Raw genomic sequence first — 25,373 nt, 5'->3', positions numbered from 1 at the left:
TGGGAGCGGGCGTGTCGAGGCGTCGACCCGCCGCGAAGAATCCAACGCGGTAGCTGGCACCGGCTACGCCGGTATTCGCGGCGGTTCGACGCCTCGACATGCCCGCTCCCACAAGCCCCCGCTAAATCAGAGAGAGCGCCGAATCAGCCGCGTAGAAACCACCCATGAAGAGCCTGCCATCCCAAACGATTTTTTGGGGAGCCATGCATCAACCCCCGCAGCGCCGATTAGGACCTCAGTCTGCCCGCCCTTCTCCAAGGCGTCGTTGGCAATGCGTTGTAGGAAAACGCCCACAGCAGCTGTCAAACCACTGAACAATGATGGCACTATGGCATTAATTAGGAAAAGCAGCCTCCGGTACAAGACGTAACCGAATGTCATGCGCACAGGGACAGGTAATATGGCTTCGATTCAGGTGGATGGTGAGGACAAAACCGCAAAGATCAGTGACTGGACGATCGGCTGGAGCGAAAAGTACGAAGCGTTGGCGCTGACACCCGTCCGCTGAATAACTGCCGAGTCTCACCTTCCCGCGAGTTGAACAATGTACTCCTGACCAAACCTGGCAGCATGATCGTCAAACCCATCGACAAGGCGGTGATCTACGACGAGCGCTATGCGGTAGTGCACTATCCGGGCGGTACCAGGCCCTACGTTCACAAGATGGACGGCATCGTCTTGATCGAGCCTACCTCGATCAAGAACACGTCTGTCTTCGGTTATTTCACTGCGATTGCGAAAGGCCGATGCGCTGAAGCGCGATCAGAGGAAGATCGTGCCATTGCCAGCAATGTGGTGACTCAGCTTGGACAACTGCCAGCTCTCGCCAGCACTGCCTTGCAAGCCTATTGCACCGGGCGCAATGGAACGCTCGCACCAAGTCAGGGGCTCATCTATCCGTTCGGTCTGAACGAAAGCCAGCATCAGGCCGTCGAGCGGGCATTCAGTGCGCAAATCAGCGTGATCGAAGGCCCACCGGGAACCGGCAAGACTCAGACCATTCTCAACATCATCGCCAACATCCTATTGCGCGGGCAGAGGGTTGCGGTGGTGTCCAACAACAATGCGGCCGTGGCAAACGTCTACGAGAAACTGGAAAAATGCGGCCTGGGCCACCTGGTTGCCAAACTTGGCAATGAGAAAAACCGCGAAGCGTTCTTCGACGATTTACCTGCATGGCCACCCAGCGTGGCTGGGCCGGCGCCGTCTCTGGAAGAGATCCAGGGCTTGCTGACCCGTTTGAAGCAGCATCTGGCAGACCACAACCGGGCGGCTCAACTGCAGATTGAAATGGACGAGCTGGTCATCGAGCGGCGCTATCTGCAGCAGTGGCAGGCAGAAAACGGTGTGCAGGTTATGCCGCTGGACAAGTACAGGCTGACCCCGCGCAAGACTGCCGACCTTATGGCCTACCTATCGCACCTGGGCGAGCGACGTGTGAAGCTCAAGGATCGCATCGAGCTGCTGTTGTAATTCCGAGTCTTTCGCACCAAGCCTTTCACCGAAGGCGAGGCACGCATGGCCGCGTTCCATGCACTGCAGATGCACTACTACGACAGGTCGCTACAGGATAAGGAAACCGAGCTGCTGGCGTGCCGCGAAACGTTGGCGCGTGCGAACTTCACGACCCTACTCAAAGCACTGACAACGGCATCGATGCACCACCTGAAACAGCATGTGCAAGGCCAGGTTCCGCCGCAATCCAGCTTCGATATGAAAAGCTACCGCAGGGAGTTTGATGCCTTCATGCAACGTTTTCCTATCCTGGCCAGCGGCACGCACTCGATCATCAATTCGATCGCGCCAGGGGCGGTTCTCGACTACGTGATCATCGATGAAGCGTCGTTGCAGGACATAGTACCGGGCATCCTGCCGCTGGGCTGCGCCAAGAACCTGATCGTTGTCGGCGACAACCGCCAGTTGCCGCACATCCCCGTGAAACTGGGGCTGCCGGCGCCGGCCGCGGCCTACGACTGCGAGCAACACAGTCTGCTGGATTCGTGCATTGCCGTGTTCCAGGAGGCGCTGCCAAGGACGCTGCTGAAGGAGCATTACCGCTGCCACCCCAAGATCATCCAGTTTTGCAATCAGCAATTCTATGACAACGCACTGGTGCCGATGACCGTAAACAACGGCGACGAGCCCCTACGTCTTGTGGTGACAGCCAAAGGCAACCACGCACGCAAGAACACCAACCTTCGGGAGTTGGACTCCTTGTTGAAAGTGCTCGAAGACGAGGGGCAGTCCGTTGCAATGGACGGTGAAGGCCGCGGTTACATCGCCCCGTTCCGGGCACAGGTCGAACTCTGCGATAAGCACCTGCCAGCGGACTTCATCAAGGACACGGTGCACAAGTTCCAGGGGCGCGAGTGCGACGAGATCGTCTTTTCCACCGTGCTGGACAAGAAGCGCAGCAACCAGGCGCAAAGGCGTCTGGATTTCGTCGACGACCCACGCATGATCAACGTGGCAGTGTCGCGGGCAAAACATCGCTTCACCCTTGTGACCGGTGACGAGGTTTTCACCGAGAACAATGGCCACATCGCCGCGCTGATCCGCTATATCAGTTACTACGCGCAGGATGAGCAGATTGTCCGTGCGCCAGTGGTGTCGGCATTCGACTTGTTGTACCACGAGTACGACCAGTCACTGGAACGCCTCAAGGCCCGTCTGCGGCCCGAAGACTCACGCTACAAGTCGGAGCAGATCGTGGCGCAACTGCTTCGCGAAGCGCTTTCAGCGCCGGCCTGCCATGCATTGACGTACCATACGCAGGTCCACCTGGATAAGCTCGTATCGACGGGCAAGTTCGAGTGGACGCAAGCCCAGCGGGCGTTTATGCGCCGCGCCAGTTGCGATTTCGTACTTTATTTTAAAGTTGGCAAGACCCCAGTTGGCGTGATCGAGGTCGATGGCGGGTATCACGATCACCCTGTGCAGGCCGCTCGGGACGTCATGAAGAATGAGATTCTGGCCGCCTGCGGTCTTCCTATCATCCGGCTGCGGACGGTGGAGTGTGATATTGAGCGCAGAATTGAGGCGTTTCTCGCGCGGTGGTCCACACCTGCTCTGGGCGATTAGGCGACACCGGGCTGCTACGGGCAGTTGCACCGGCGCGGCGGGGCTACTATTGAGCCGGATGCACCGCTTGCAGGTGGTTGGAAAAACCCTCCTCAGTTTCACAACGCCAAGTCGCCCACAGCTTGCACCCTCGCTCATCCCCCATGTCCAACTCAAACGCCAACCAGTTGCGCGCCGGCATCACATAGCGGTTGAAACCCGGGAACAGCATCATTTCGACACAGTGTTGCACGTCAATGGACTGCACTTTGCCAGCGGTATGATTCAGCAACTGAAGAAACAGCCGTTCAGCCACGCCAATCAATGACGGATGCACCACGCCTGACGAAGTGAATTGCTGAATCTGCGCCCAGTTTGATGTCGGTGGGATATCCCGACGATAGCAACTGCCCCAGGCGGCGACATGCACATCACCGGATGCAATGGAGACCCGCAGCATTCTCTGCTCAGCGATACGGGTCAGCGATTCCAGCAATCGCTTGCGCTCCCCTTCGTGGTCACCGTGCGACCAGTGGTCTTTGAGATCATCCGCATTGCTGTCGAGCACATGGTCCTGGCCAAACGTATCGAGTAGACCTTCAGCCAGGGACAGCTTGGGGTGCGCGACAGGGACGGAGGACATGAAGATCAAATGCTGACATTTGCTCCCAGGATGAACGGGCTCACCGTCACGCAGCGTATTCAGCCAAGCCTGCATGGCACTCCATGTATCGGCGCCCATAACCTGCGTGCGTGAACGCTCCGAGCGTAGATCAGCTACGAACAACGACACGGGTCCCACGTGATACCCAAAACTGAAGCCTGGCTGGTCGTCCAGGAGCGGCAAGGCCAACTGGTCGCCCTTCAAATGAACGCTCCAGGGTATGGGCTCATAGTGTGGATCCTGCTGGGACACATCGGCACGCTGGAGCAATCTTACAGGGGGCAAATCTTCAACAGCATGCTGCAACTGAAACACCCAGAACGCCCTGCGCGCATGAAGCATCATCACCTGAAACAACTCGCAGTGCTGCATGGCCGGACTGTATGATCCCCACCCATCGAAAATGTCGTGGTCGTCCCACATCATCACCGTAGGTATTCTCGCCATCGCATCAGCGCAATCAAGATTCGGTTTAGTGTGCCCCCAGTCACGCCGAGCATCAGGCAGCCAACGACTGGCATAGAGCCCGAAATAGTAAGACTCAATCTCCTTTTCCAGCGCTGCACTGACCTTGAACGCCAGCTGATCCTTTCGCGCCATTCCGACCCATTTCTTCAGCGGTTTCAGGTCCTCCCAGATCGAGTCAAAGTAAATCTGGTCCCCACCCATCAGCAGCAAATGGAACCGCTTCAGTCCCTTGTCATGGATCCGCTTCTCGTGCCAAAGCTGCTCTTTGTCCAGCACATACCCTGCAGCACGCAAATCACGGTCGTGGTTGCTGATCAAGTCCGCCCAGACGGCGTTTTCGGGGCGCACCAACTTGCGCATTCCACTTGGATCGGAAAAGCCATTGCAAGAAACGTAGGCCATCCTTGGGGCATAGTCTTTTCCAGGAACGGAGAAATGCCATTGCAGCCCTCCGTGCCCCACGCCGAACTGAACCGTACGCTCCTGGGCCTGCTGAGCGCAGCTCAGGTCGTAACGCAGGATGGTTTCTTTCGCCCGCTTCAGCAAAACCTTCGGCGCCTCGCAGCGCTTGCCATCAACAGAAAAAGCAGGGAAGGCGGCCCCCGCTAAAACGCCGACCAACGCAGTTACCTGCCACTGCCCAGTGTCGCTGACCCCACGGAACGACAAGACGGGGCCTACAGTAAACAGTGCTCTGGACATCCTGCTATCTCCCCTCGAATTCGTCGGCAATGATTTTGACGATTTTGGCGCGTGAAGCGGCTCTTTTCGCCAGTGCCTGTGCTTCACCCGTTTGCTCCAGCCACTCCCTGAAACGCTGGAGTGCGTGGCGCGTTTGCGACGCATCGCGACAGTTGGCCAAAAACGCAAACTGGACTTTTTGTATATCGTCAGCGACAAAAATACCGAATGACCCGCTGACAACCGTGGCATCAGCAAAGCCTAGCAACGCCGTGGCCTGAAGCTCTGTGGCACCACGATGACAAGCGATCAAATGCAGCGGTCCTTCGGCACCGTTCAAAAGGTCAGCATGTTCGTGATCATGCAGAAAAGGCTTACCCACCAACTCACGCGCAGCGGCGACCGTGAATGCAGCCGGAATGGCATGGGCAAACACAACCACGTTCAGCCCGGCAATTGGAACGATGGCGTACGTTTCGCTAGCAGGAGTGTTGCCGCCATTGAGCGCCTGTAACAGGACCGCTTCCATCGCTCGCTTGCGCTGACGGAAGTCCATGCGTGTCCAATCCAGCGCTTGGCCCATGTCGAAACGGCTCGAAGCCGCAGCGGCTACACCGCGCTGAGTCAGAACGACCAACGCGTCGAGTAACGCTTCCTGAACGCGGCTACGCAGTTGCTCAACGGTTGAAACCATGCCCCCCCTGAAGGGACTTTGCTGTTCAATGAATGCCTGGAAGCGCAGGTTGCGCGTAGCCTGCGCGTCCAGACCAGAATCGGTCGCTATATTTGGCATGGCAATGAAGCGCACCTTCCCTCGGGCAGTGGCCAATCCTTCCATGTACTCTGCATGACAAATCCCAATGTCCCCGTCACCACTAGCCCACCCCGCATTGCCATTGGAAAGCACAAGCAGCACGTCGCAATCCCTGACGGCTTGCAAACAGGCGTCCCAACTGTCCTGCAAACCATCCGACGGGGGGGCATCTTCGTTGATCCATACGTCGAATACCTGTTTGCCAAACAGCAGCGTGCCCTCTATCTCATGCTTGAGTTGCGCTCGGATGCTGCTGAGGGTTTGCTCGCTGCTCGCCGGGAAACGATCATCACAACGGCTGGACAGCATGACTCTGATTTTCTTTGACTGGGCCATCCCTGCTCCTGCCTCGACTTCCGAGGATCGACGCTCAAATCATAGACGCGAATTCACCTGCCGCTATATGCCAGGTTATCCAAGCAACCGAACTTTCGCGCTCTATTCGCCGCCGTCAATGTGGCCAGCCACCTGCAACTGAGCAAAGGCGTACCGTCGCGCATTGTGCCGACAGTGTTCGCCTGGAGCATCATGCCCGCCCTGCAAAGCGCCTACCCTCCCCGGTCAACGGTGTAAATCCGCCACCCCGCCACCCGATCCCATGGAAGCCCTGGACATGCTTACCCACTTCAGACCTGCCGAGGCCTCGGACGCGCCCGATATCGCGCGCTTCTTTCAACTGACATCAGAAGGCATGGCCGATTACATATGGAGCAAGCTGGCCGCGCCGGGAGAAGCATTGCTGAGTGTGGGCGCGGCTCGCTATGCCAGGGAACAGGGCGATTTTTCATACAAGAACTGCCTGATGGCCACCTGCGAAGGTCGCGTCATCGGCATGATGCACAGCTATGCACTGCATGCGGCCCCTGACCGGCAGGTCGAGACAGACCCGGTACTCGCGCCTTACGCCGACATGGAAATACCCGACACCCTGTACATCTCCAGCCTGGCCCTGGATGAGGCCTGGCGCAGCCAGGGCCTGGGCGTGCAGTTCCTTCGCCACGCCCAGCAACGCGCCGAGGACCTCGGCTTGCAGGGCCTGTGCCTGATCGACTACGCGGAAAACCACGGTGCACGGCGCTTCTACGAACGCCATGGCTTCAAGATCGTGAAAACCTGCCAGATCGTGCCGCACCCGATGCTCGCCGTCACCGGCGAAGCCTATTTGATGTATCGCCCTAACCCCCAACCCGCACGAGAAATAACCATGACCCAGAAACTGACCGTGTTCCGCGAAAGGGATATCCAACCGGTGCGCGACCTGCCCTTCTTCGAAGAGGTGGTGGAAGGCGACCCGCACACCCTGACGTCCAAGTACTACCACGATGAACAGCAAGGTCGTATTTCCGGCGAATGGGAAGCCAGTTCCGGAGCGTGGCGTATCGACTACAAAGTCTGGGAATTCTGCCATGTGTTGAGCGGGCGCTGCGTGATCGAGCTCGACGGCTGTGCGCCGGTCACCCTCGCCGCAGGCGACACGTTCATCATCGAGCCCGGCGCCAAAGGCAAGTGGACTGTGCTGGAGGACATGAAAAAGAACTTCGTGATCCTCGTGCCCGCAAACTAGTCGGCGCAGGCGCGTGGGCGCGCCTGTCAATTCAGCGGCGTGACGCTTCCACGGCGCTGAATACCAGCATGCCCACGAGCATGGCCGCCACGAACAGCCAGGCTTGCCAGTAGCCGCCAACCAGCAGCACCAGTGCCGGGCCCGGGCAGATGCCAGCGATCCCCCAGCCGACCCCAAACATGAGGCTGCCGCCCACCAGCCGCCGGTCGATGTCGCGCCGCGTCGGCAACTGCATCCGGCCACCCAGCAACGCCACGCTGTGCCGCCGCGCCCAGGTCATGGGCAGCAAAGCGATGCCGATGGCGCCAACCATGACCAGCGCCAGCGAGGCGTCCCAGCGCCCGGCCAGGTCGAGAAACCCGAGCACTTTCGCGGGGTTTGCCATGCCGGATAGCAACAACCCCAGGCCGAACAACACGCCAGCCAGAAAACCACTGAGCCGCTGCATGTCAGTTACCTGCCAGCACATGACGAAGGATATAGACGGTGGCAAACCCGGCCACCATGAAACTCAGCGTTGCTACTGCCGAGCGCGGCGACAATCGGGAAAGGCCACACACACCATGGCCGCTGGTGCAGCCTGCGGCGTAACGAGTGCCGAGGCCGACCAGCAGCCCGGCGACCACCAGCCACCCGGGCGAAACCGTAAAGTGCGCAGGCGGCAGGGCCGTAAACAGTTGCCACAGCAACGGCGCGGCGAGGATGCCGAGCAGGAATGACGCTTTCTCGCCACCCCCCTCTCCGCCACGTTGCAGCAACGACCCGAGCAGGCCGCTGATACCCGCGATACGCCCATTGGCCACGGCAAACAGCGCAGCAGCCAGGCCAATCAAGGCGCCGCCTGCCAGCGCCGTCCAAGGGGTGAAATCGTTCATGCACAGCGCCTCGAAGAATGCCACGTAAGGGAAACACCGACGTCGACATTATGGCATTGCTGGCAGGCAGCCTCCATTGACGGTCGCGAACAGTGTCTGTGCCAACGCACCGCAGGTGCTGTCGTGCAGCCCATCACAACTGCCAAGTCAACCTTGAGAACGCTCGGGCGAGATCACCAGCACACTGGACGACAAGCGGTGCAGTACCCGTTCGGCCGTACTGCCAATGAACCAGCCAATACCGCGGTGGTGATAGCTGCCCATCACCAGCACGTCGGTGTCATGGTTGTCCATGAACAGGGCCAGCGCCTTGGCCGGGTCACCGATGCGCATATGGCGGTGCTCGGCCGCTATGCCGTTGCGCTCGGCCAGCGCCTGGAAGGCATCGCTCTGGGCTTCATGAAGTGTGTGCGCCAAGTTGGAGTCGAACAGGAAGGCGTGTTCCCGACTACCGTCGGCGTCCAGGTACATCGAGCCCAGGTCGTAGGCATAGAGCAACTCGATTTGCGCATTGCACTGCAAGGCCAGTTTCAGCGCCTCGCTGATGATCTGGTCATTGAAACCCTCGATCTGATCCTCTGGCCTGGACAAGTCCACCGCCGCCAGGATGGTGCGGGGCCATGCTCGGCAGACTTGACGTTTGTCAACTGACGCGCTCACGACAACGGCATTCATCCCAACGCGGGTATTTGACGCAGATCAACCGGTTGCCGGACGCCAGGCACAACCTGACCCCATCGCAACGCCCTCACCCGTCAGGCAAGGTATCGTCAACCTGCGCGGCAGCCTGGTGGAAACACTCGACATGCCGGCTCTGCTGGCCCTGGAGAAAGGCGAGCCTGCCAATGGAAGACTGCAAGCCCTGACCGTGCCATGCTAGATACGCTGATGGCAGTAGCGCCGCTGCTGCGCAATCGATAGAGGTTCACTAGCATGGACGACCCACTCGCCAAACTCGACCACTACATCGAAACCCTCGGCCCCATCGCCGATGCCCTCGAGCAGCAGGTTGGCCCCTGCCCCGGTACGCGCCCAGCGCTGATCGCGTGGCTGATGGAATGGAAGGGCAGCCACCCGGCACACAGTAAAATCGAGGGTGATCCGCCCTGCTTGCCTGCCAGCCTGAAAGCGGCCTACCGTCAATGGGCGAAACTGCAGGCCAGCGAATAAAGGTAATCAGCCCGCTGAACGATTGCCGCAGGCCGCTGCGCACGGAGCATTGCGAGGTTACCTGCGGTCGAACGCTGCTGGAGACCGATGGCGACCTCAGCCTGTATTTCTACCCTGCCGAGGATACCCGCCCGGGCTTGTCCGTGCTGCCTGCCGAACACCGGCCCGAATACAGTTCGCCGCCCGCGGCCGGGCTATACAGCTGCGTGGGCTGCGGCTTTGCGACCTACCATGAGGCTGAAGATACGCGCTGCTGCGAACGTTGTGGCCATGGCGTCTGGTCGCCGGCCCTGGACACCTTGCGCAGTCGATAAAGCAGGCTGCCAACGCCGGCAAGGCTAGAGCTTGAAGCGGACATGAATACAGCTCTTGCTGGCCTGGCGGTCAATGGTCACCGCGGCGCTACCATACCCGGAATAGCTTTTGACCAAGCGCATACCAAGGCCGGTGCCCGTCGGCTTGGGGTAGTTGTCCGGGAAGCCATCACCTTCATCGCGAACAGTGAGCAGTGCATGGTCGCCTGCATGCTTGACCAGCACGTCAATGGTGCCTTTGCCGTACTTGAGCGCGTTGGTGATCAGCTCGGAGATGACCAGGCCCAGGGGCGCCATACGTTCAGGCGGCAGCACGAAATCATCTGCCTCCAGAACGATCTTGCGGTCTGCCAAGGCCTTGCCCAAATCGCCGAGCAATGCATTCAGATATTCTTCAGCATGCACGACTTGGTCTTCAGCGGTCTGGTACAGCCGCTCGTGAACACTGGCAATGGTGACTACCCGGCCAGCCGCGGTTTCAAGCTGCAGCTTGACCGCCGCGTCGGCTGCCAGGTTTGCCTGCAACAGCAGCAGTGTGTTCACCAGGTGCAAACTGTTCTTGACCCGATGATGAATCTCCTCCAGATAGAGGTCGCTGCGGTCTTGCCTGGTGTTCTGCGCCTCGATCAGGGACAGCAGTTGGGCCTCGTACTGATGCCGTGCGGTGATGTCGCGCGAAACGGCGATCACTCGCTCAACCTGGCCATTCACGCCCATGATCGGCGCCACCGTCACATCCCACCATTTCGGCTCAGTAGCAGATAACGGGCAATACGCTTCGAACCGAATGGTCTCGCCAGCGCCGACTTTACACAGCGCCTCCCACACAATCGACCTCGATTCTTCTGGCCACAGCTCATGCCAGCACTGGCCTGTGACTTCGGCAGCGCTGGTGTTCATGAAGGTCAGGCCAGCTTCGTTCATGAATTCGATGTGCCCGTCGGCAGACATGATCTCCACCCAGTCAGGGCTGGCATTGAGGATCGTCTCGGAATAGGGGTCGGGGTGAGGCGCCTCGACCCCTGCGGCAATCCGTTCGGCAGCCAGTGAAATGACGGTAGCGATCCCTTCCAGGAACACCAGGTCGCTTTCCACGAAATCCTCACCATTGCTGCTGTCGGCCTCAAGCACGCCGAATGGGCCGAGTACACCGCGAATCGGTACATTGATCGCGCGCTCGATACCGTATTTTTTCAGCAGCTCAGGGGTGCGGAACCTATTTTCCATGCCCAGATGGTTCGACAGTACCGGCCTGTAGGTGGCCAGCGCATACCCTGCCGGGCTGGCTTCATCTGCACCCACGGTAGCCCTGCCGATGTCTGCAGCATCCCAGCCAACCCCATGGGACAGGACGAAACCGTCGCCGTCCAATTCAGGCTGGAGCACCTTGGCGTAGCGCGTATTCATGCCCTCGGCAACCACTTCACAGGCGCGCGTCAGCAGCAGGTCGAGTTCTGTGACCTGCAACGACATCACGCCAAACTCGACAACCAGCTCATGTTGTCGGTGAAGGCGTGCATGGGTTCGATTCAAGGCTGCACGGATCGTTTCGTCCGTAGGTAGTTGCTGCATAGGGTTCCCTTTGTAGTGTGCAGGAACGCGTCCAGCCTCCATACGCAGCGAAGGCGGTTCGCTTACCGCCCTCCTACAATAGCCGCTAATCGATGTACGCGCGCCAGTGCTCGCCCCGCTGCGCCAGCGTAGGGCTGGACTTCAATGGTCACTTTACGCGGTAAATTCAGGGGGCGGTGCATATTATGACGAGGCGTGCAGCAGCGCTGTGCCTGTTCAGCCGGTGGGTCGCGCCCCCTGCAGCGTTGCTACAGCTCATACGGGGTGGCCATGGGCCGCGTAGCACGCTGGCTCAAACCTTCTACCGCGGTAACCCGGGCAATTTCAATACCATTGCGCACGATGACAACCACCGTGCCATAGATGACTTGTTCGAGGATGTACTCAAGGCTGGTCTGGGCTTCGGACAGGTCATATTTGACGTGGTGCACGATGGCGTTCCTTTTGGGAGGTTCGATTGGGGTGAGATTCACCCCGCAGGCAAGCGGCCCGTGTAAGGCCACATGCTGGTCAATATGATGATGCGCCGGCCAGGGAATGTGCTGCCTAAAAACGCCACCGCCGAAAATATTTTCGATTGTTTATTCTGATTCTCCAGAATTTGCACATTATCTATTCATCTAAGTGAATGGCTGACCACTTCACAGCCCCATCAGGGCAAGCGCAAACCGGGGCCGGGTCGCGAGGCCCTCAATGCATTTTCACGCCTGCAGAGAAAGTCTTGCTTCATGCAGGCTGTTTTTCCAATCAATTGAAATGCTTAGCCTGCACCCACTTTCCCAGCCGCTGGATACAACCCATGAAAGCCGTCGTCTATACCCAACCCGGTTTGCCCATTCAGGACCCACAGTCGCTCTACGACACAGAATTGCCCGCGCCCCAGGCGGGTGCCAGGGATCTGCTGGTCGAGGTCAAGGCCATTGCGGTAAACCCGGTCGATACGAAAATACGGGCAAGCCGTGGCGGCCAACAGCCACAGGTGCTTGGCTGGGACGCTGTCGGGGTTGTGCGCGAGGTGGGCCCTGAAGTGACGTTGTTCAGGCCCGGCGACGAAGTGTTCTACGCCGGCGCCATCGACCGCCCGGGCAGCTACAGCGAGCTGCATGTAGTTGACGAGCGTATCGTCGGGCACAAGCCCCGTAGTTTGAATAACGCTGATGCTGCGGCGTTGCCGTTGACCTCCATCACAGCTTGGGAGTTGCTGTTCGACCGCCTGGGCATTGCAGAGCAGGCTGGCCAAGGGCAAAGCCTGCTGGTGGTCGGCGCTGCCGGCGGGGTGGGTTCCATCCTGATCCAGCTTGCCAGCAAGCTTACGCAATTGACGGTGATCGGTACCGCCTCCAGGGCTGAAAGCCAACAGTGGATCGAGGAACTGGGTGCGGATCATGTCATCGACCACACCCGGCCGATCGCCGCTCAGCTTGCAGCGCATGAACTCGAGTGCGTGGATTATGTGATCAGCCTGACGCACACCGATACCTACCTGGACCAGTTGGTAGAAGTGCTTCGCCCACAAGGCAAGCTGGCACTGATCGACGATCCGGCGCAGCTGGATGTGGTGCCCCTCAAGCGCAAGTCACTGTCGCTGCACTGGGAGCTCATGTTCACCCGCTCGCTGTACCAGACCGACGACATGATCAAGCAACATCATCTGCTCGAACGTGTCTCCAGCCTGGTCGACAAGGGCGTGCTGCGGACAACCCTGGGCGAGCACTTCGGTGCAATCAATGCCGAGAACCTCCGGCGTGCGCACGCCGTCATCGAGAGCGGCAAGGCCCGGGGCAAGATCGTGCTGGAAAGCTTCTGACCGGAGCGCGAAGCAATCGCGCCCTGGTTCACGAGCAGGGGTGGCACCGCTCGTCGCTTCCTCGGCGCATTGGAACCAACGCGCAGGTACCAGCCTCCTCGAACCGGTATGAGCATTCTCAACTGCAGGAGCTTTTACCATGCGCGACTACCCTACCCCGCCGTTCCCGTCTCAACCGCAGAGCGTTCCTGGTACGCAGCGCAAGATGGAGCCATACCCGGATTGCGGCGAGCAGTCTTATACCGGCCACGGCCGGCTTGCAGGCAAGATCGCCCTGATTACAGGGGCCGACAGTGGCATCGGCCGGGCGGTGGCCATCGCTTATGCCCGGGAAGGTGCAGATGTTGCCATCAGCTACCTCGACGAGCATGAGGATGCGCAGGAAACCGCACGCTGGGTCGAGGCTGCAGGCCGCCAATGCCTGCTGCTGCCTGGTGACCTGGCGCACAAGCAACACTGCCAGGCCATCGTGGCCAAGACCGTCGAGCGGTTTGGCCGCATCGATGTCCTGGTGAACAATGCCGCGTTCCAGATGGCCCACGAAACCCTGGAGGAAATTGACGATGATGAATGGGTGAAAACCTTCGATATCAACATCACCGCCATTTTCCGCATTTGCAAGGCGGCGTTGCCTTCCATGCCCAAGGGCAGCTCGATCATCAATACCAGTTCGGTGAACTCCGACGACCCCTCCCCCAGCTTGCTGCCGTATGCGGCGACCAAAGGTGCCATCGCCAACTTCACGGCCGGCCTGGCGCAGTTGCTGGGCAAAAAGGGCATTCGCGTGAACAGCGTAGCCCCGGGGCCCATCTGGACCCCGTTGATTCCGGCGACCATGCCCGATGAGGCGGTCCGGAACTTCGGCTCCGGCTACCCCATGGGGCGCCCTGGGCAACCCGTCGAGGTTGCGCCGATCTACGTGCTGCTGGCATCTGACGAAGCCAGCTACATCAGCGGGTCGCGCTATGCCGTGACAGGTGGTAAACCGATTCTTTGAGGGCAAAGCTGCCCTGCCAACCCCGGGATTACCGTTCGGGCTGCGCGCCCAGCATGGCATGTACCCTGGCCACCAGTTCGTCTACGGCGAAAGGCTTGGTCAGTAAAGCCGATGGGTCGCGCAGAAGCTCGTGCTCGAACAATGCCGGGTTGGTGAAACCCGTCATGAAAATAACGGGCAGCGCCTTGCGAATCTGGCGGCTGGACGACGCCATCTGAAGACCGTCAATGCCGCCAGGCAGCCCGACATCCGTTACCAGCAAATCGATGCGTGTGTCGGAAGACAACAGCTGCAAGCCAGCCTGGCTATCAGCCGCCTCGATGACCGTACACCCCAAACCGCCGAGCACATCACTGACGAACAGGCGCACGGAGGGTTCATCGTCAACGACCAGTACAGTACGGTCAGACCACCGGCCACACAGGCCATGCTCGAGTGCTGCACGGCCCGCCAGCTGCGGCTGGCCCCTCTCTGCCGGCAGGGACAATTCAACCCGCGTCCCTACCCCCTCCTCAGAACTGATCCTTACCTGGCCACCCGATTGCTTGGCAAAACCGTAGACCATCGACAAGCCCAGCCCAGTGCCTTCGCCTATCGACTTGGTGGTGAAGAAGGGCTCGCACGCCTTGGCGAGCGTATCTGCACACATGCCCATGCCGTTGTCGGTGACGCTGATGGTCAGGTACTCGCCTGGCTGCAGTTCGGCATCCAGCCCAGGGCCTGCCTCCAAGGTATGGTTGGCCGTGGCGATCGTGATCGTGCCAGGCTTCTGCGCCAGGGCATCGCGGGCATTGATGCAAAGGTTCAACAGGGAGTTTTCGACCTGTACCGGGTCAACCAGGCACGTGGCCAACTGCGCGTTCAGATTGACCTTGAGGGCAATCGACGGTCCGACCGTGCGGCTGATAAGGTCCTTCAAACCCTCGACCAGCTCATTGACATCGGTGCGCACGGGCAGCAACGGCTGCCGACGGGAAAACGCCAGTAACCGGTGGGTCAACGCTGCGGCCTTCTGCGCTGCCCGGTGCGCGACTTCGAGGTAGCGCTCAACGTCTGCAGTGCGCCCAGCCTTGCCGCGCATTCGGGCAAGGTCAAGGCTGCCAATGATGCCTGCCAGCAGGTTGTTGAAATCGTGGGCGATGCCACCAGTGAGCTGACCGATGGCTTCCATTTTTTGCGCCTGGCGCAGTGCCTCCTGCGCCGCCTCACGCTCGGCAACCGCTTCGCAGACCCGCTTTTCCAGCGTGCGGTTCAGCTCCAGCAGTTCAGCTTCCGCCTGCTTGCGCCCGGAAACGTCAATCGATGAGCCGATCAGGCCGATGATCTGCCCGGCTTCATCGACCAGCGGGGCCTTGACTGATAACCAAGTGGTTGCCGAGCCATCGGGCATGTCGACCCGCTCTTCAACCTGCACAGTCTTGCCGCTGCCCATCACCAGCCGATCCGTTTCCATCACCTGGCGCGCCTGGTCCTTGTCTTCCAGGAACTCCAGGTCGGTCTTGCCCAGGTAGAATTCGGGCGGTTTGCCAATCAGCTGCGTCGCGCCGTGGTTGGCAATCAGCATCCTGCCGTCGAGATCCTTGGCGTAGACCACGCCCGGCACGGCGGCCGTGAATGTGCGCAACAGGGCCGAGACCCGATCGCGTTCCGCTTCGGCGGCCCTGCGCGCTTCGATGTCCATGAGCACACCCGGGAACCGCACGGCTCGCCCGCTATGGTCCAGTTCGGCATGGCCGTTGGCTTCGATCCAGTGGTAGACACCGTCCTCGTTACGCACGCGGTATTCACAGCGAAACGCGCCGCCGTTGGCCACCGCCCGCTGGATATCCTGATGCACCCGCTCACGGTCATCGGGGTAAATCGCCGAAAACGCTTCAGCCAAGGGGATGCCGGCCTGACACTGCTGCGCAGGAATGCCGAACGAACGGGAGAAACGCTCGTCTGCAGTGACCCGATCGTTGGGAATATCCCACACCCAGGTACCGACGATAGCGGCTGCCTCCAGCACAAGTCGCAATTTTTCCGAGGAATCATCTGCAATAGAGAGTAATTCAGAACGGGTATTCAATGCCGACGGTGCGGCAACCCCCTCTTTATTCATGATCCACCTCTGTGGGAGCGTCATAATCCTGGCAATGTCGGCAGCCGCTGCTCACCGACATGTGACGCTGGTACAGGTCACGGACCAAGCTGTAGACGAAGGTGTACAGAGCCTATGACCCTAGCGCAAGTGTTGGACCACAAGCAGGTGCAAACAATTCAATAACTTGCAAGGGCTTGCTCAGTCGTGCAGCCGCTGGCCGCGGCTCAGGTGACGCCAGTAGGCCCATCCAGCACCTGCCTGACCCGCCGTGCCAGGTCATGGGGCTGGCAAGGCTTGGATATCACCTCGAACTCCGAGCCGCCGATGTCGGTGCGCTCGATCGAATTTTCAGCATAGCCAGTCGTGAGCAATACCTTGATCTGCGGTTGCAGCCTGCGCACCTCCCGGGCAAGCATGACGCCGTTCATGCCGCCTGGCATGATCAGGTCGGTGAACAACAGGTCGTAGCGCTCGCCAGCCTGGATAAGCTTCAACGCTTCCCGCGCATTGAGCACCATGTCGGCTGCGTAGCCGTAGTCCTCGAGCACCATTTTTGCCAGCTCTGCCACATCCGGCCGGTCTTCCACGATGAGGATACTCTCTGAGCCGCCACTGCGTTCGGCGGTCTTCACGGCGGGCTGCTGGACGACCTTGGCGTCGTCGACGGGGAAGTACAGGCGCAGGGTCGTGCCTTCCCCCTCTTCGGTGTAGATGCGCGCAGCCCCCCCGGATTGCCTGGCGAAGCCGTAGACCATCGACAGGCCCAGCCCCGAGCCCTTGCCCTCTTCCTTGGTGGTGAAAAACGGGTCCATGACGCGGTCACGGATGCTGGCCGGCATGCCTATACCATTGTCGGTCACGGACAGGCTGACATAGTTGCCGGGCAAAAGGCCGTCGAAGGAATGGTTGATGTCGGTGACCAGCACATTGCGGGTTTCAATGAACACGTGCGGGCGCTTGCGCCCTATCAGCGCGTCGCGCGCGTTCATGAAGATATTGAGCAGTGCCACTTCGGCCTGCGTGGGGTCGATGCGGCAATTGCGCAGGTCGGCCTCGAAGTCAAATTCCACCAGAACATCGGCGCCAAAGGTCCGCTCCATCATGGGCCGCAGGTCATCGACCAGGTGGTTGAGGTTGAGCACGCGCCCATGCAGTTTCTGCTTGCGGGCGAAGGCCAGCAACTGCTTGGTCAGCGTGCTGGCGCGCTCCACCGCCGTCTGCGCGTGCCCCACACTGCGGCGGATGCGATTGAGGTCGACCTGAGTCTTGTCAGCCTCATTGGCGATCAGCCCCAGGTACCCACCCATCACCTGCAACAGGTTGTTGAAATCGTGGGCGATACCGCCGGTGAGTTGGCCCAGCGCCTCCATTTTCTGGGCCTGGCGCAAGGCGTCCTCGGCATCGCGACGGCGGCTGACGTCCAGTTGCGAGGCAAAGTGATAGATCAGGTCGCCGCGCTCATTGAAGATCGGCGAGATGAACAGCGCGTTCCAGAAGCTGGAGCCATCCTTGCGGTAATTGAGAATTTCCGTGGCGATATCCACACGCTGTTCGATGCTATCGCGCAAGGTTGCGACCACCTCGGTATCGGTTTCCGGGCCTTGCAGGAACCGGCAATTGCGCCCGAGGATCTCTGCCAGCTCATAGCCGGTCATGTCGAGGAACGCCCGGTTGGCGAAGATGATGGGGTTATCGTCACGGTTGGGATCGGTGACGATCATGGGCATCCGCGTGGTTTCCACGGCCGCGAAGAACATGTCGTGGGGCAACTCGGAAATATCCCCTGAAGCCTGGTTACTGACGCGGGCCTTTTTACTGCTCACGGAAAACTCCTCGATCATTACCGATGCAGGTCCAATCTGGACAACGACAGCGGGCAGATTGCTCAATGCAGACAGCAGCGCTGCCGGGCCTGCGCTGCCGGCGCATGTGGCCCACCGAATTTGCCAATAAATTGCCGTTTCTGAACATTGCCGACTTGCCGAGTTCCCCGGCATGGACCATCTTGAAAGCAGCCACCGCAGGAGTCGTATCCATGAGAGCACTGACTTACCACGGGCCACAGGACGTTCGCGTCGACAATGTTCCGGATCCCATCCTCGAGCACGACGACGACGTCATCTTGCGAGTCACCGCCACAGCCATTTGCGGTTCTGACTTGCACCTGTACCACGGCAGGATCCCGGAGACCGAAGCTGGCGACATTTTCGGCCACGAATTCATGGGCATCGTCGAAGAAACCGGGCGCGGGGTTACCCACTTGCAGGTCGGTGACCGCGTGGTGATCCCGTTCGTGATCGCCTGTGGTAGCTGCTTCTTCTGCCAGCTCGACCAGTTCGCCGCCTGCGAAACCACCAACCGAGGCCGCGGCGCCATCGTCAACAAGAAAAGCATCCCACCCGGCGCCGCCCTGTTCGGTTACAGCCACCTCTACGGTGGCGTGCCCGGCGGCCAGGCCGAGTATGTGCGCGTGCCGAAGGCCAATGTCGGCCCGTTCAAGGTGCCGACGGCACTGTCCGACGACAAGGTGTTGTTCCTCTCCGATATCCTGCCCACCGCCTGGCAGGCGGTTACCAACGCCCAGGTGGGCCAGGGTTCGACGCTGGCGATCTACGGTGCCGGCCCGGTCGGGCTGCTGAGTGCCGCCTGTGCGCGGATGCTGGGCGCCCAGACCATCTTCATGGTCGATGCCAACCAGCACCGCCTGGCCTTCGCCCACGACACCTATGGCGTAGTGCCGATCAATATCGAGGACGACGACGACCCGGCCGACAGCATCATCCGCCTCACCCCGGGTATGCGTGGGGTCGATGCCGTGATTGACGCGGTGGGTTTCGAAGCCAAAGGCAGTACCGCCGAAGCGGTGTTGACCGCACTGAAGATCGAGGGCAGTAACGGCAAGGCGCTGCGCCAGAGCATTGCCGCTGTACGCCGCGGGGGCATCGTCAGTGTGCCGGGGGTATACGCCGGGTATGTACACGGGTTCATGTTCGGCGATGCCTTCGACAAAGGCCTGACCTTCAAGATGGGCCAGACCCATGTGCAGAAGTTCCTGCCCGAACTGCTCACCTACATCGAGAACGGGCGCCTGCAACCCGAACTCATCGTGACCCATCGCATGGCCCTGGAGGAGGCGGCCTTCGCCTACAAGATGTTCGATCAGAAGAGCCACGATTGCCGCAAGGTCATACTGGTTCCAGGTGCTGCGCCAAGTAACCTGGCCGCGAGCGTTGGCACAGGGTTACCACGCCATCGTTGAGGCGAGGTCTGCTACCGGCGGCGGCTCAGACCAGCTGGATGAACACCGCATAGGCACCCAGAATCAGCCAGAACACCAGGAATATCCACGGTGTACGCAGCGAGAACAACAGCGACTTACGGTGCCCGGCCTGTGATGTTTCCGTCTCACTGAACAGAGGCGACTCGTCATAGGCCAGGCCCATCAACGGCTCGCTGCGCAGCAAATGGCTCTGTTTGAGTTGCCAGTGCTCGATGATGCGATAGGCCGCGCGGATACCGGGCCAGGCATTGAGCGAGCTGAGTATGCCAAGCAGGGCCAGAAACGGCGGCACCACCAGGGTGAACATTTCGCCCCAGCTCTGGTTGAGGTTACCCATCGATGACACGAACGCGATGACCAGAAATGACTGTGCGGCCAGGTAGGCGTCGGTGCGGTTGGCAAGAATACTGGTCTCATACTGGATTTCACCGCGATAGAAATCCAGCCGCTCCTTGGGTGAGCCGAACATATGGGCGTTGTGCGCGCTGACCTCATGCTCCGGCGTGGTGGGGGTTATGATGCGCGGCACAGATCGGCTCCTGATGGGTGAGATCTAATGAACCCTGGCGGTTGCAAGCACGCCCAGCCTCAGGCGCCGTGCTCACCCTTCTCGCGCGCTTCCTTCTGGGCGGTGGAGTCATGCGAAGTGCCCCCGGAGCCATCCGGGCGCTGGGCATCGTTGTCGCGCTCCTGTTCGCCGGTGGTTTCGGCCTGCTCGGTGGCTTTGTCCTTCTCTGACGCTGTCATGGTGCTTATCCTCTGCTGCGTGGTGGTAATGAGGGCCGGTAACATGAATCTGTAGCCCCCGACGAAGTTAAGCGAGTCTTGCCAAAGCAGGATCAACGGCAGGCGGCGTGCAGGCGGTATCAGCTTTTGCCCGGCCCGCCATTCGAGAACTTCTTCACATCAATGGGCTGGGCAACGAACTCCGGGCCATCCCCCGAGGCGCGCCAGCGCACATTCCCGATGCCATAGCGCTCAGCCATGGGGCGGCTGACCTTCTTGATCGTGTGCTGGCCAAAGCGGGGAATGATTCCTACGCCTGCATCACAGCTCGCCCAGTGCCAGGCCTCGGCGTTGTCCATACGCCCCAGGCGGATGATGAAGGTGCGGAATTCACCGTGAAGCTCATACTCGATCACATACAACTGCTGCCCTGCCATTGGACTCTCCTCCATCGATTCAGGTTAATGGAGTGAACCGACGCTAGAAAATTCAGAAATTTTTGACCACTTGGTCATTCCCCTGCTCAGTATGCCGGTTCGCTGATCAACCGCATTGAACCTTGCCGCTTGCCGCTGGCTCAACACTTCGCGACCGTGACCTTTTTCCCGCCTATGAGGGGTACCACATGAACGCAATCGAACTGTTGATCCAGGACCACCAGTTGGTGAAGAAACTGCTCGAAGAACTGTCCTCGACTACCGAGCGCGCGGTAAAGAAGCGTGCCGAGCTGCTTGCACGGATCAAGCAGGAAGTCGACATCCACACGGCCCTGGAAGAAGAGATCCTGTACCCGGCGATCAAGCAGGCCGGCGGCAAGGAAGAGGCCAAGATGTATTACGAGGCCAAAGAGGAACACCGCACTGTCGACTCGCTGGTCATCCCGGACTTGCTGCACACCGAAACCGGCACTGTAGAGTTCGCCGGCAGGGTCAAAGTGATGAAGGAGCTGCTCGAACACCATATTGAGGAGGAAGAAAGCGAGCTGTTCCCCACTGCCCGTAAGCTGTTGGGCAAGCAGGAGCTGGAGGAAATGGGGCTGGCCATGGAGGCGCAGAAGAAATTGCTCAAGGAAGAGCAGCGAGCGGCATGACCTTGGCCTGCGCGCCCCCCCCGGGCGCGCAGCCACCGGCTTTATTCAGTAGGCGATTCAGTGTTGATCATCGGTGCCGCCTCTGCCAGCGCAAAGGCCCGCCGCTGCTCACGCCGACGAGCAAACGCACGCGCAGGCAACGGCTCCAGGCGTTGTGGCTGGCCAGTCAGCAAGGCGCGCTCGATTGCCGCCACTACCCGCACGTCGCGCCAGCCTTCCTCACCGTCAGGTTCCGGCATCTCGTTGCGCAGAATGCAGTCGGAGAAATAAGCGGTCTCCCCGGCAAACTGGTCGACAATCGGGTTGACGTGCACACGCGTTTCGCCACCGATCGTGGCACGGTAACTGATAGCGACCCCTTCCCCGTAGCCGAAGCAAGGCGAAGCTTCGATCTCGCCTTCTGTACCCAACAGCTGGAAGCGTTCGGTGTCTGGCAACGTGTAGCTGACGGTGAACTGCGCCAGCCGCTCTTCGGGAAAGCGCAGGCTCACAGTGACCGTGTCCCAGGTTTGCAGGGTGCTGCCCGGCGAGTGGACCCCCACCGCGCTGACCTCGATCGGTTCGGCATTGAACAACTGGCGGACCATGTTCAGCGGATAAGGGCCCATGTCGGGCACCGGCCCGGCAGCAAAACCGTTCTGTGCCCGGTGGTTGCCAGGTTTAACCCGTTGGGTGAAGGTCGAGGTAAACAACCGCGGGTCGCCGAAATGGCCTGCATGCACACGCTCGATCATGTCCAGCGTGCCAGGCTCGCAGTGCAAGCGGTAGGCGATCATCAGCTTTGCCCCCGAGCGGTTCGCCGCCTCGATCATCGCTTTGCAATCCGCCTCGCTGGTGCCCATCGGCTTTTCCAGCAGCACGTGGATACCGGCCTCCAGTGCGGGGATCACAAACTCGCGATGGCGGAAATTAGGTGTAGCAACATACACCGCGTCCACCTCACCGGCGCTTAACAGCGTCGCATACTCCTCGTAGGCATAGGCTTTGAGCCCATATTGGGCGGCCAGGTGAGTAGCCTTCTGCGCATCGCCGGTGACCAGTGCAGTGATTACCGAGTTGTCGGTCTGGCCGATGCCGGGCATGAACGCGCCTTGGGAAATCGAACCACCGGCCACTACGCCATAGCGGATCTTGCCTGCTGCGGTAGGCATTGAGCTGTTCCTTTTCATCGGGATGGTTGAGCGCTTGAGTCATCAATTCGGGCGAGCCGATGGGTGGAGAAAATCCAGATATCGGCCTGCCCCAGGGCTGGATACGTGGTCCTGATCAGAACCGTGACGTGCGTTTGATCATTCGCGCAGCTTTCCATCGACCTGCGCCAACTGCCGCTTGATGGCCTCGGTTTCTGCTTCCTGCTCTTTGATGGACGTGGGCGTAATCACCTTGTCTACCGCTTCGGTCTTGGGGTCGGGTTTCTCGAGCACAGGCCCAGGCACCTGCTCGCCACGTTGTGCCTCTTCCGAGGAAACGGGGCGTGGAACCTTGTCGCCGGTCTTGCCATCGGTGTGTTTCATGAGTTTCTCCTCAGCTACGTCAGGTGTATTCAGAAGAGCATGCAGGCTGGCAAAAGTTTGATTTGCCTTCCCTCAAGGCCCAGCGCCGGCGTTGCCGAATGGTCAGTTCGTGTACCCATGGGCGGATTGAATGGAACGGTCAACGCGGCCACACCGCCTAACGACATACCCACTCACCTACAGGAGAACCACCATGATCGACCCTTCTCATCCCGACCCCTATGTTGACGAGATACCCCACAACCCCGGCGAGCCGGTACCCGAACCCGAGCCACCGGTGCAAGCGCCCGATTGGCCGGAAGACCAGGTTCCGCCTGAGGAACAGTCCGACGGTTGAAACCAGCGTTGCGCCATCCGTCGGCAGCAACGCACGGGAGGTGCGCTGACCAGGACCAATTAAAGGTGATCAACCTTGATGGAGACTCACCATGAAGACTCTCAAGCCCCACACGCTGTTTTTGGCGCTATGCCTTGGAGCCAGTGCGCCGCTGGCCCTGGCCGCCACCGACATGAATGACCAGCGTGCCCCTGCTACCCACACGGATGACAGCGGCCACATGAACGGCAACGGCGGCGCTACCGGGTCCGGCACACCAAGCGATGGCATGGGTACCGGCGCCGGCGGTACCGACAGCAATGACACGGATAAAACAGGTGGAGATGGCACCACCCAGGGCTCGGGTAGTGGCGGGACAGGGAACGGCACCGGAACGGGTCAGGGTGGCGGATCTGGCACAGGTGGCAGCGGCGGTAATGGCGCCGGTGGTTGAGCCAGCCAGCCGTAGCGCGGTATGTGCCCACTCGGGTGGCCCGCGCGCACTCACTTGAAACTTTACCGCCAGCTGCTCAGTCCAGACCCCTATCGATCACGCCTAGGGGAACATGATGAGCAGCACAATAGGTGACTTTCTGGTGGAGCGTCTGCACCAATGGGGTGTGCGGCGTATTTTTGGCTACCCTGGCGACGGTATCAACGGGGTGTTCGGTGCCTTGCGGCGGGCTGAGGGCAAGATCCAGTTCGTGCAGGCACGCCATGAGGAAATGGCCGCATTCATGGCCAGTGCACACGCCAAGTTCACCGGTGAACTTGGCGTGTGCATCGCAACTTCCGGCCCAGGCGCTTCGCACCTGCTGACGGGCTTGTATGACGCGCGCATGGATCACCAGCCGGTTCTGGCGATTGTCGGCCAGCAGGCGCGCGCCGCGCTCGGCGGGCACTATCAGCAGGAGCTGGACCTGGTGTCGATGTTCAAGGACGTTGCCGGGGCCTTCGTGCAGCAGGCGTCGACCCCAGCGCAAGTACGGCACCTGCTTGACCGCGCGGTGCGCACTGCCGTCGGCGAGCGCCGGGTTACCGCTGTCATTCTTCCCAACGACTTGCAGGACCTGCCCTATGAGGACCCACCGCGGGCCCACGGCACCGTGCACTCCGGCGTTGGCTACAGCAAACCCAAGGTAGTGCCCTTCGCAGCCGACCTGCAACGCGCCGCAGAGGTGCTGAACGCGGGGCGCAAGGTGGCGATACTGGTGGGGGCAGGCGCGCTGCAGGCCAGCGAACAGGTGGTGGCGGTGGCTGAAGCACTGGGTGCGGGCGTGGCCAAGGCGCTGTTGGGCAAGGCGGTATTGCCCGACGACCTGCCGTGGGTGACCGGGGCGATAGGCCTGCTAGGCACAGAGCCCAGTGCGCACCTGATGAACGAATGCGACACTTTGCTGATGATCGGTTCCGGCTTCCCCTACGCCGAATTCATGCCCAAGGAAGGCCAGGCCCGTGGCGTGCAGATCGACCTGCAGCCGGACATGCTCAGCTTGCGCTACCCGATGGAAGTCAACCTGGTGGGGGATGCCAGCGAAACTCTGCAGGCCCTGCTGCCGCTACTGGAGCACAAGACCGATCGGCGCTGGCGGGCCAAGGTCGAAGGCTGGCGGGGCAAGTGGGACAAGACCTTGGCCAAGCGGGCCATGGCCAAGGCAGACCCCATCAACCCGCAGCGGGTCGTTCACGAACTTTCCCCGCGCCTGCCCGACCATGCCATTGTCACCAGCGACTCGGGTTCCTGCGCCAACTGGTATGCCCGCGACCTCATGGTGCGCCAAGGCATGCAGTGTTCGTTGTCAGGGGGCCTGGCGAGCATGGGCGCGGCGGTACCTTATGCCATCGCCGCCAAGTTCGCCCACCCGCAGCGTGGCGTGGTCGCGCTGGTAGGTGACGGCGCGATGCAGATGAGCAACCTGGCCGAGCTGATTACCGTTGCCAAGTACTGGCAGCAATGGGACAACCCCCAGTGGATCTGCGCGGTGTTCAACAACGAAGACCTCAACCAGGTCACCTGGGAACAACGGGTCATGGAAGGCGACCCGAAGTTCGAGGCTTCACAGTCAATTCCTGATGTGCCTTATCACCTGTTCGCCATCTCCATCGGCCTGCAGGGTATCTATGTGGAGCGGGAGGAGGATATCGCCGACGCGTGGGAGCGGGCGCTGGCGGCTGACCGGCCTGTGCTGATCGAGTTCAAGACCGACCCGAATGTGCCTCCCCTGCCCCCACACATCAAGTTGGAGCAGGCCAAGAACTTCGCCAGCAGCCTGCTCAAGGGCGACCCTGACCAGGCCGGGGTCATCGTGCAGGCGGCCAAACAGGTGCTCAGCTCGGTGCTGCCGGGCAAGAAGTAACGCACCACGTGACTGCGCTAC

The 25,373-nt window shown here is 60.4% G+C and carries 22 protein-coding genes and 3 pseudogenes; 11 read left to right on the top strand and 14 right to left on the bottom strand.

Translation table 11 applies throughout. The features are described 5' to 3' along the window. The first annotated feature begins 400 nt into the window (after positions 1 to 400). Positions 401 to 3,081 (top strand): annotated as a pseudogene (locus tag G1E_RS30260) (AAA domain-containing protein). Between the two features lie 46 nt (positions 3,082 to 3,127). Here G1E_RS30260 and G1E_RS15165 read toward each other — a convergent pair. Further along, a complete protein-coding gene (locus G1E_RS15165; RefSeq protein ID WP_009685503.1) occupies positions 3,128 to 4,894 on the bottom strand; it encodes an alkaline phosphatase family protein in 1,767 nt (588 codons plus the stop codon). Between the two features lie 4 nt (positions 4,895 to 4,898). Beyond that, a complete protein-coding gene (locus G1E_RS15160; RefSeq protein WP_009685504.1) occupies positions 4,899 to 6,023 on the bottom strand; it encodes a DUF4062 domain-containing protein in 1,125 nt (374 codons plus the stop codon). A gap of 262 nt (positions 6,024 to 6,285) precedes the next feature. Here G1E_RS15160 and G1E_RS28720 point away from each other — a divergent pair. Both G1E_RS28720 and G1E_RS28715 read left to right on the top strand, forming a co-directional pair. Continuing rightward, positions 6,286 to 6,864 (top strand): annotated as a pseudogene (locus G1E_RS28720) (N-acetyltransferase family protein); the annotation flags it as partial. 27 nt (positions 6,865 to 6,891) lie between these two features. Beyond that, entirely contained in the window at positions 6,892 to 7,251 is a 360-nt protein-coding gene (locus G1E_RS28715) for a cupin domain-containing protein (RefSeq protein ID WP_175442606.1), read from the top strand. Positions 7,252 to 7,282: 31 nt separating this feature from the next. Here G1E_RS28715 and G1E_RS15150 read toward each other — a convergent pair whose 3' ends face one another. The 3 genes and pseudogenes from G1E_RS15150 to G1E_RS15140 all read right to left on the bottom strand — a co-directional run. Then, the gene (locus tag G1E_RS15150; RefSeq protein ID WP_009685506.1) at positions 7,283 to 7,699 is read right to left on the bottom strand and encodes a DUF6691 family protein; all 417 of its coding nucleotides are present in this window, start codon (positions 7,697 to 7,699) and stop codon (positions 7,283 to 7,285) included. A 1-nt stretch (position 7,700) separates the two neighbouring features. Then, positions 7,701 to 8,126 carry a YeeE/YedE family protein gene (locus tag G1E_RS15145; protein WP_009685507.1) on the bottom strand — a complete coding sequence of 142 codons (426 nt, stop codon included), beginning with the start codon at positions 8,124 to 8,126 and terminating at the stop codon, positions 7,701 to 7,703. A 147-nt stretch (positions 8,127 to 8,273) separates the two neighbouring features. After that, positions 8,274 to 8,750: pseudogene (locus tag G1E_RS15140) on the bottom strand (universal stress protein); the annotation flags it as partial. Positions 8,751 to 9,059: 309 nt separating this feature from the next. Here G1E_RS15140 and G1E_RS15135 point away from each other — a divergent pair. Continuing rightward, positions 9,060 to 9,296: a hypothetical protein gene (locus tag G1E_RS15135; RefSeq protein WP_009685509.1), complete on the top strand. Its 237-nt coding sequence runs from the start codon at positions 9,060 to 9,062 to the stop codon at positions 9,294 to 9,296. Positions 9,297 to 9,634: 338 nt separating this feature from the next. Here the strand turns inward: G1E_RS15135 and G1E_RS15125 are convergent, their stop codons facing one another. Continuing rightward, entirely contained in the window at positions 9,635 to 11,182 is a 1,548-nt protein-coding gene (locus G1E_RS15125; RefSeq protein WP_033690922.1) for a sensor histidine kinase, read from the bottom strand. 248 nt (positions 11,183 to 11,430) lie between these two features. Then, complete coding sequence (locus G1E_RS15120) at positions 11,431 to 11,613, bottom strand: hypothetical protein (protein WP_009685512.1); 183 nt, start codon at positions 11,611 to 11,613, stop codon at positions 11,431 to 11,433. 368 nt (positions 11,614 to 11,981) lie between these two features. Between G1E_RS15120 and G1E_RS15115 the strand changes: the two genes are divergently transcribed. Both G1E_RS15115 and G1E_RS15110 read left to right on the top strand, forming a co-directional pair. After that, positions 11,982 to 12,989 (top strand): zinc-binding alcohol dehydrogenase family protein, encoded by a 1,008-nt coding sequence (locus G1E_RS15115; RefSeq protein WP_009685513.1) that lies wholly within the window; start codon positions 11,982 to 11,984, stop codon positions 12,987 to 12,989. Positions 12,990 to 13,128: 139 nt separating this feature from the next. Continuing rightward, positions 13,129 to 13,986 (top strand): SDR family oxidoreductase, encoded by an 858-nt coding sequence (locus G1E_RS15110; RefSeq protein WP_009685514.1) that lies wholly within the window; start codon positions 13,129 to 13,131, stop codon positions 13,984 to 13,986. A 28-nt stretch (positions 13,987 to 14,014) separates the two neighbouring features. On the opposite strand, the gene G1E_RS15105 is transcribed toward G1E_RS15110, so the two are convergent. Together G1E_RS15105 and G1E_RS15100 are read right to left on the bottom strand one after the other, a co-directional pair. Further along, a complete protein-coding gene (locus G1E_RS15105; protein WP_033690923.1) occupies positions 14,015 to 16,087 on the bottom strand; it encodes a PAS domain-containing sensor histidine kinase in 2,073 nt (690 codons plus the stop codon). Positions 16,088 to 16,293: 206 nt separating this feature from the next. Beyond that, the gene (locus G1E_RS15100) at positions 16,294 to 17,892 is read right to left on the bottom strand and encodes a histidine kinase famiy protein (RefSeq protein ID WP_047149914.1); all 1,599 of its coding nucleotides are present in this window, start codon (positions 17,890 to 17,892) and stop codon (positions 16,294 to 16,296) included. Positions 17,893 to 18,104: 212 nt separating this feature from the next. Here G1E_RS15100 and G1E_RS15095 point away from each other — a divergent pair, with 212 nt between their 5' ends. Continuing rightward, the gene (locus tag G1E_RS15095) at positions 18,105 to 19,328 is read left to right on the top strand and encodes a zinc-dependent alcohol dehydrogenase (RefSeq protein ID WP_009685518.1); all 1,224 of its coding nucleotides are present in this window, start codon (positions 18,105 to 18,107) and stop codon (positions 19,326 to 19,328) included. Between the two features lie 25 nt (positions 19,329 to 19,353). Here G1E_RS15095 and G1E_RS15090 read toward each other — a convergent pair whose 3' ends face one another. The 3 genes from G1E_RS15090 to G1E_RS15085 form a co-directional block, all read right to left on the bottom strand. Further along, the gene (locus tag G1E_RS15090; protein ID WP_009685519.1) at positions 19,354 to 19,878 is read right to left on the bottom strand and encodes a hypothetical protein; all 525 of its coding nucleotides are present in this window, start codon (positions 19,876 to 19,878) and stop codon (positions 19,354 to 19,356) included. Between the two features lie 59 nt (positions 19,879 to 19,937). Further along, on the bottom strand, positions 19,938 to 20,096 hold the full coding sequence (locus tag G1E_RS28710; RefSeq protein ID WP_009685520.1) for a hypothetical protein: 159 nt from the start codon (positions 20,094 to 20,096) through the stop codon (positions 19,938 to 19,940). A gap of 119 nt (positions 20,097 to 20,215) precedes the next feature. Then, a complete protein-coding gene (locus G1E_RS15085) occupies positions 20,216 to 20,512 on the bottom strand; it encodes a DUF6555 family protein (RefSeq protein ID WP_009685521.1) in 297 nt (98 codons plus the stop codon). Positions 20,513 to 20,700: 188 nt separating this feature from the next. On the opposite strand from G1E_RS15085, the gene G1E_RS15080 reads away from it, so the two are divergent. Continuing rightward, a complete protein-coding gene (locus G1E_RS15080; RefSeq protein WP_009685522.1) occupies positions 20,701 to 21,165 on the top strand; it encodes a hemerythrin domain-containing protein in 465 nt (154 codons plus the stop codon). 41 nt (positions 21,166 to 21,206) lie between these two features. Here G1E_RS15080 and G1E_RS15075 read toward each other — a convergent pair whose 3' ends face one another. Together G1E_RS15075 and G1E_RS15070 are read right to left on the bottom strand one after the other, a co-directional pair. Beyond that, positions 21,207 to 22,316 (bottom strand): Gfo/Idh/MocA family protein, encoded by a 1,110-nt coding sequence (locus G1E_RS15075; RefSeq protein ID WP_047149912.1) that lies wholly within the window; start codon positions 22,314 to 22,316, stop codon positions 21,207 to 21,209. A 138-nt stretch (positions 22,317 to 22,454) separates the two neighbouring features. Further along, complete coding sequence (locus G1E_RS15070) at positions 22,455 to 22,679, bottom strand: hypothetical protein (protein WP_009685524.1); 225 nt, start codon at positions 22,677 to 22,679, stop codon at positions 22,455 to 22,457. Positions 22,680 to 22,872: 193 nt separating this feature from the next. Between G1E_RS15070 and G1E_RS28350 the strand changes: the two genes are divergently transcribed. From G1E_RS28350 to G1E_RS15060, 3 genes are all read left to right on the top strand, one after another. Next, positions 22,873 to 23,016, top strand: coding sequence for a hypothetical protein (locus G1E_RS28350; RefSeq protein ID WP_156327342.1), 144 nt, complete (start codon positions 22,873 to 22,875; stop codon positions 23,014 to 23,016). 91 nt (positions 23,017 to 23,107) lie between these two features. Further along, on the top strand, positions 23,108 to 23,449 hold the full coding sequence (locus tag G1E_RS15065) for a hypothetical protein (protein ID WP_009685525.1): 342 nt from the start codon (positions 23,108 to 23,110) through the stop codon (positions 23,447 to 23,449). Positions 23,450 to 23,564: 115 nt separating this feature from the next. After that, positions 23,565 to 25,352: a thiamine pyrophosphate-requiring protein gene (locus tag G1E_RS15060; RefSeq protein WP_009685526.1), complete on the top strand. Its 1,788-nt coding sequence runs from the start codon at positions 23,565 to 23,567 to the stop codon at positions 25,350 to 25,352. Positions 25,353 to 25,373: the final 21 nt, after the last annotated feature.

Source organism: Pseudomonas sp. TJI-51, from assembly GCF_000190455.2.
In the GTDB taxonomy this organism is placed as follows: Bacteria; Pseudomonadota; Gammaproteobacteria; order Pseudomonadales; family Pseudomonadaceae; genus Aquipseudomonas; species Aquipseudomonas juntendi.
This window is presented reverse-complemented; position numbering and strand designations above follow the sequence as displayed.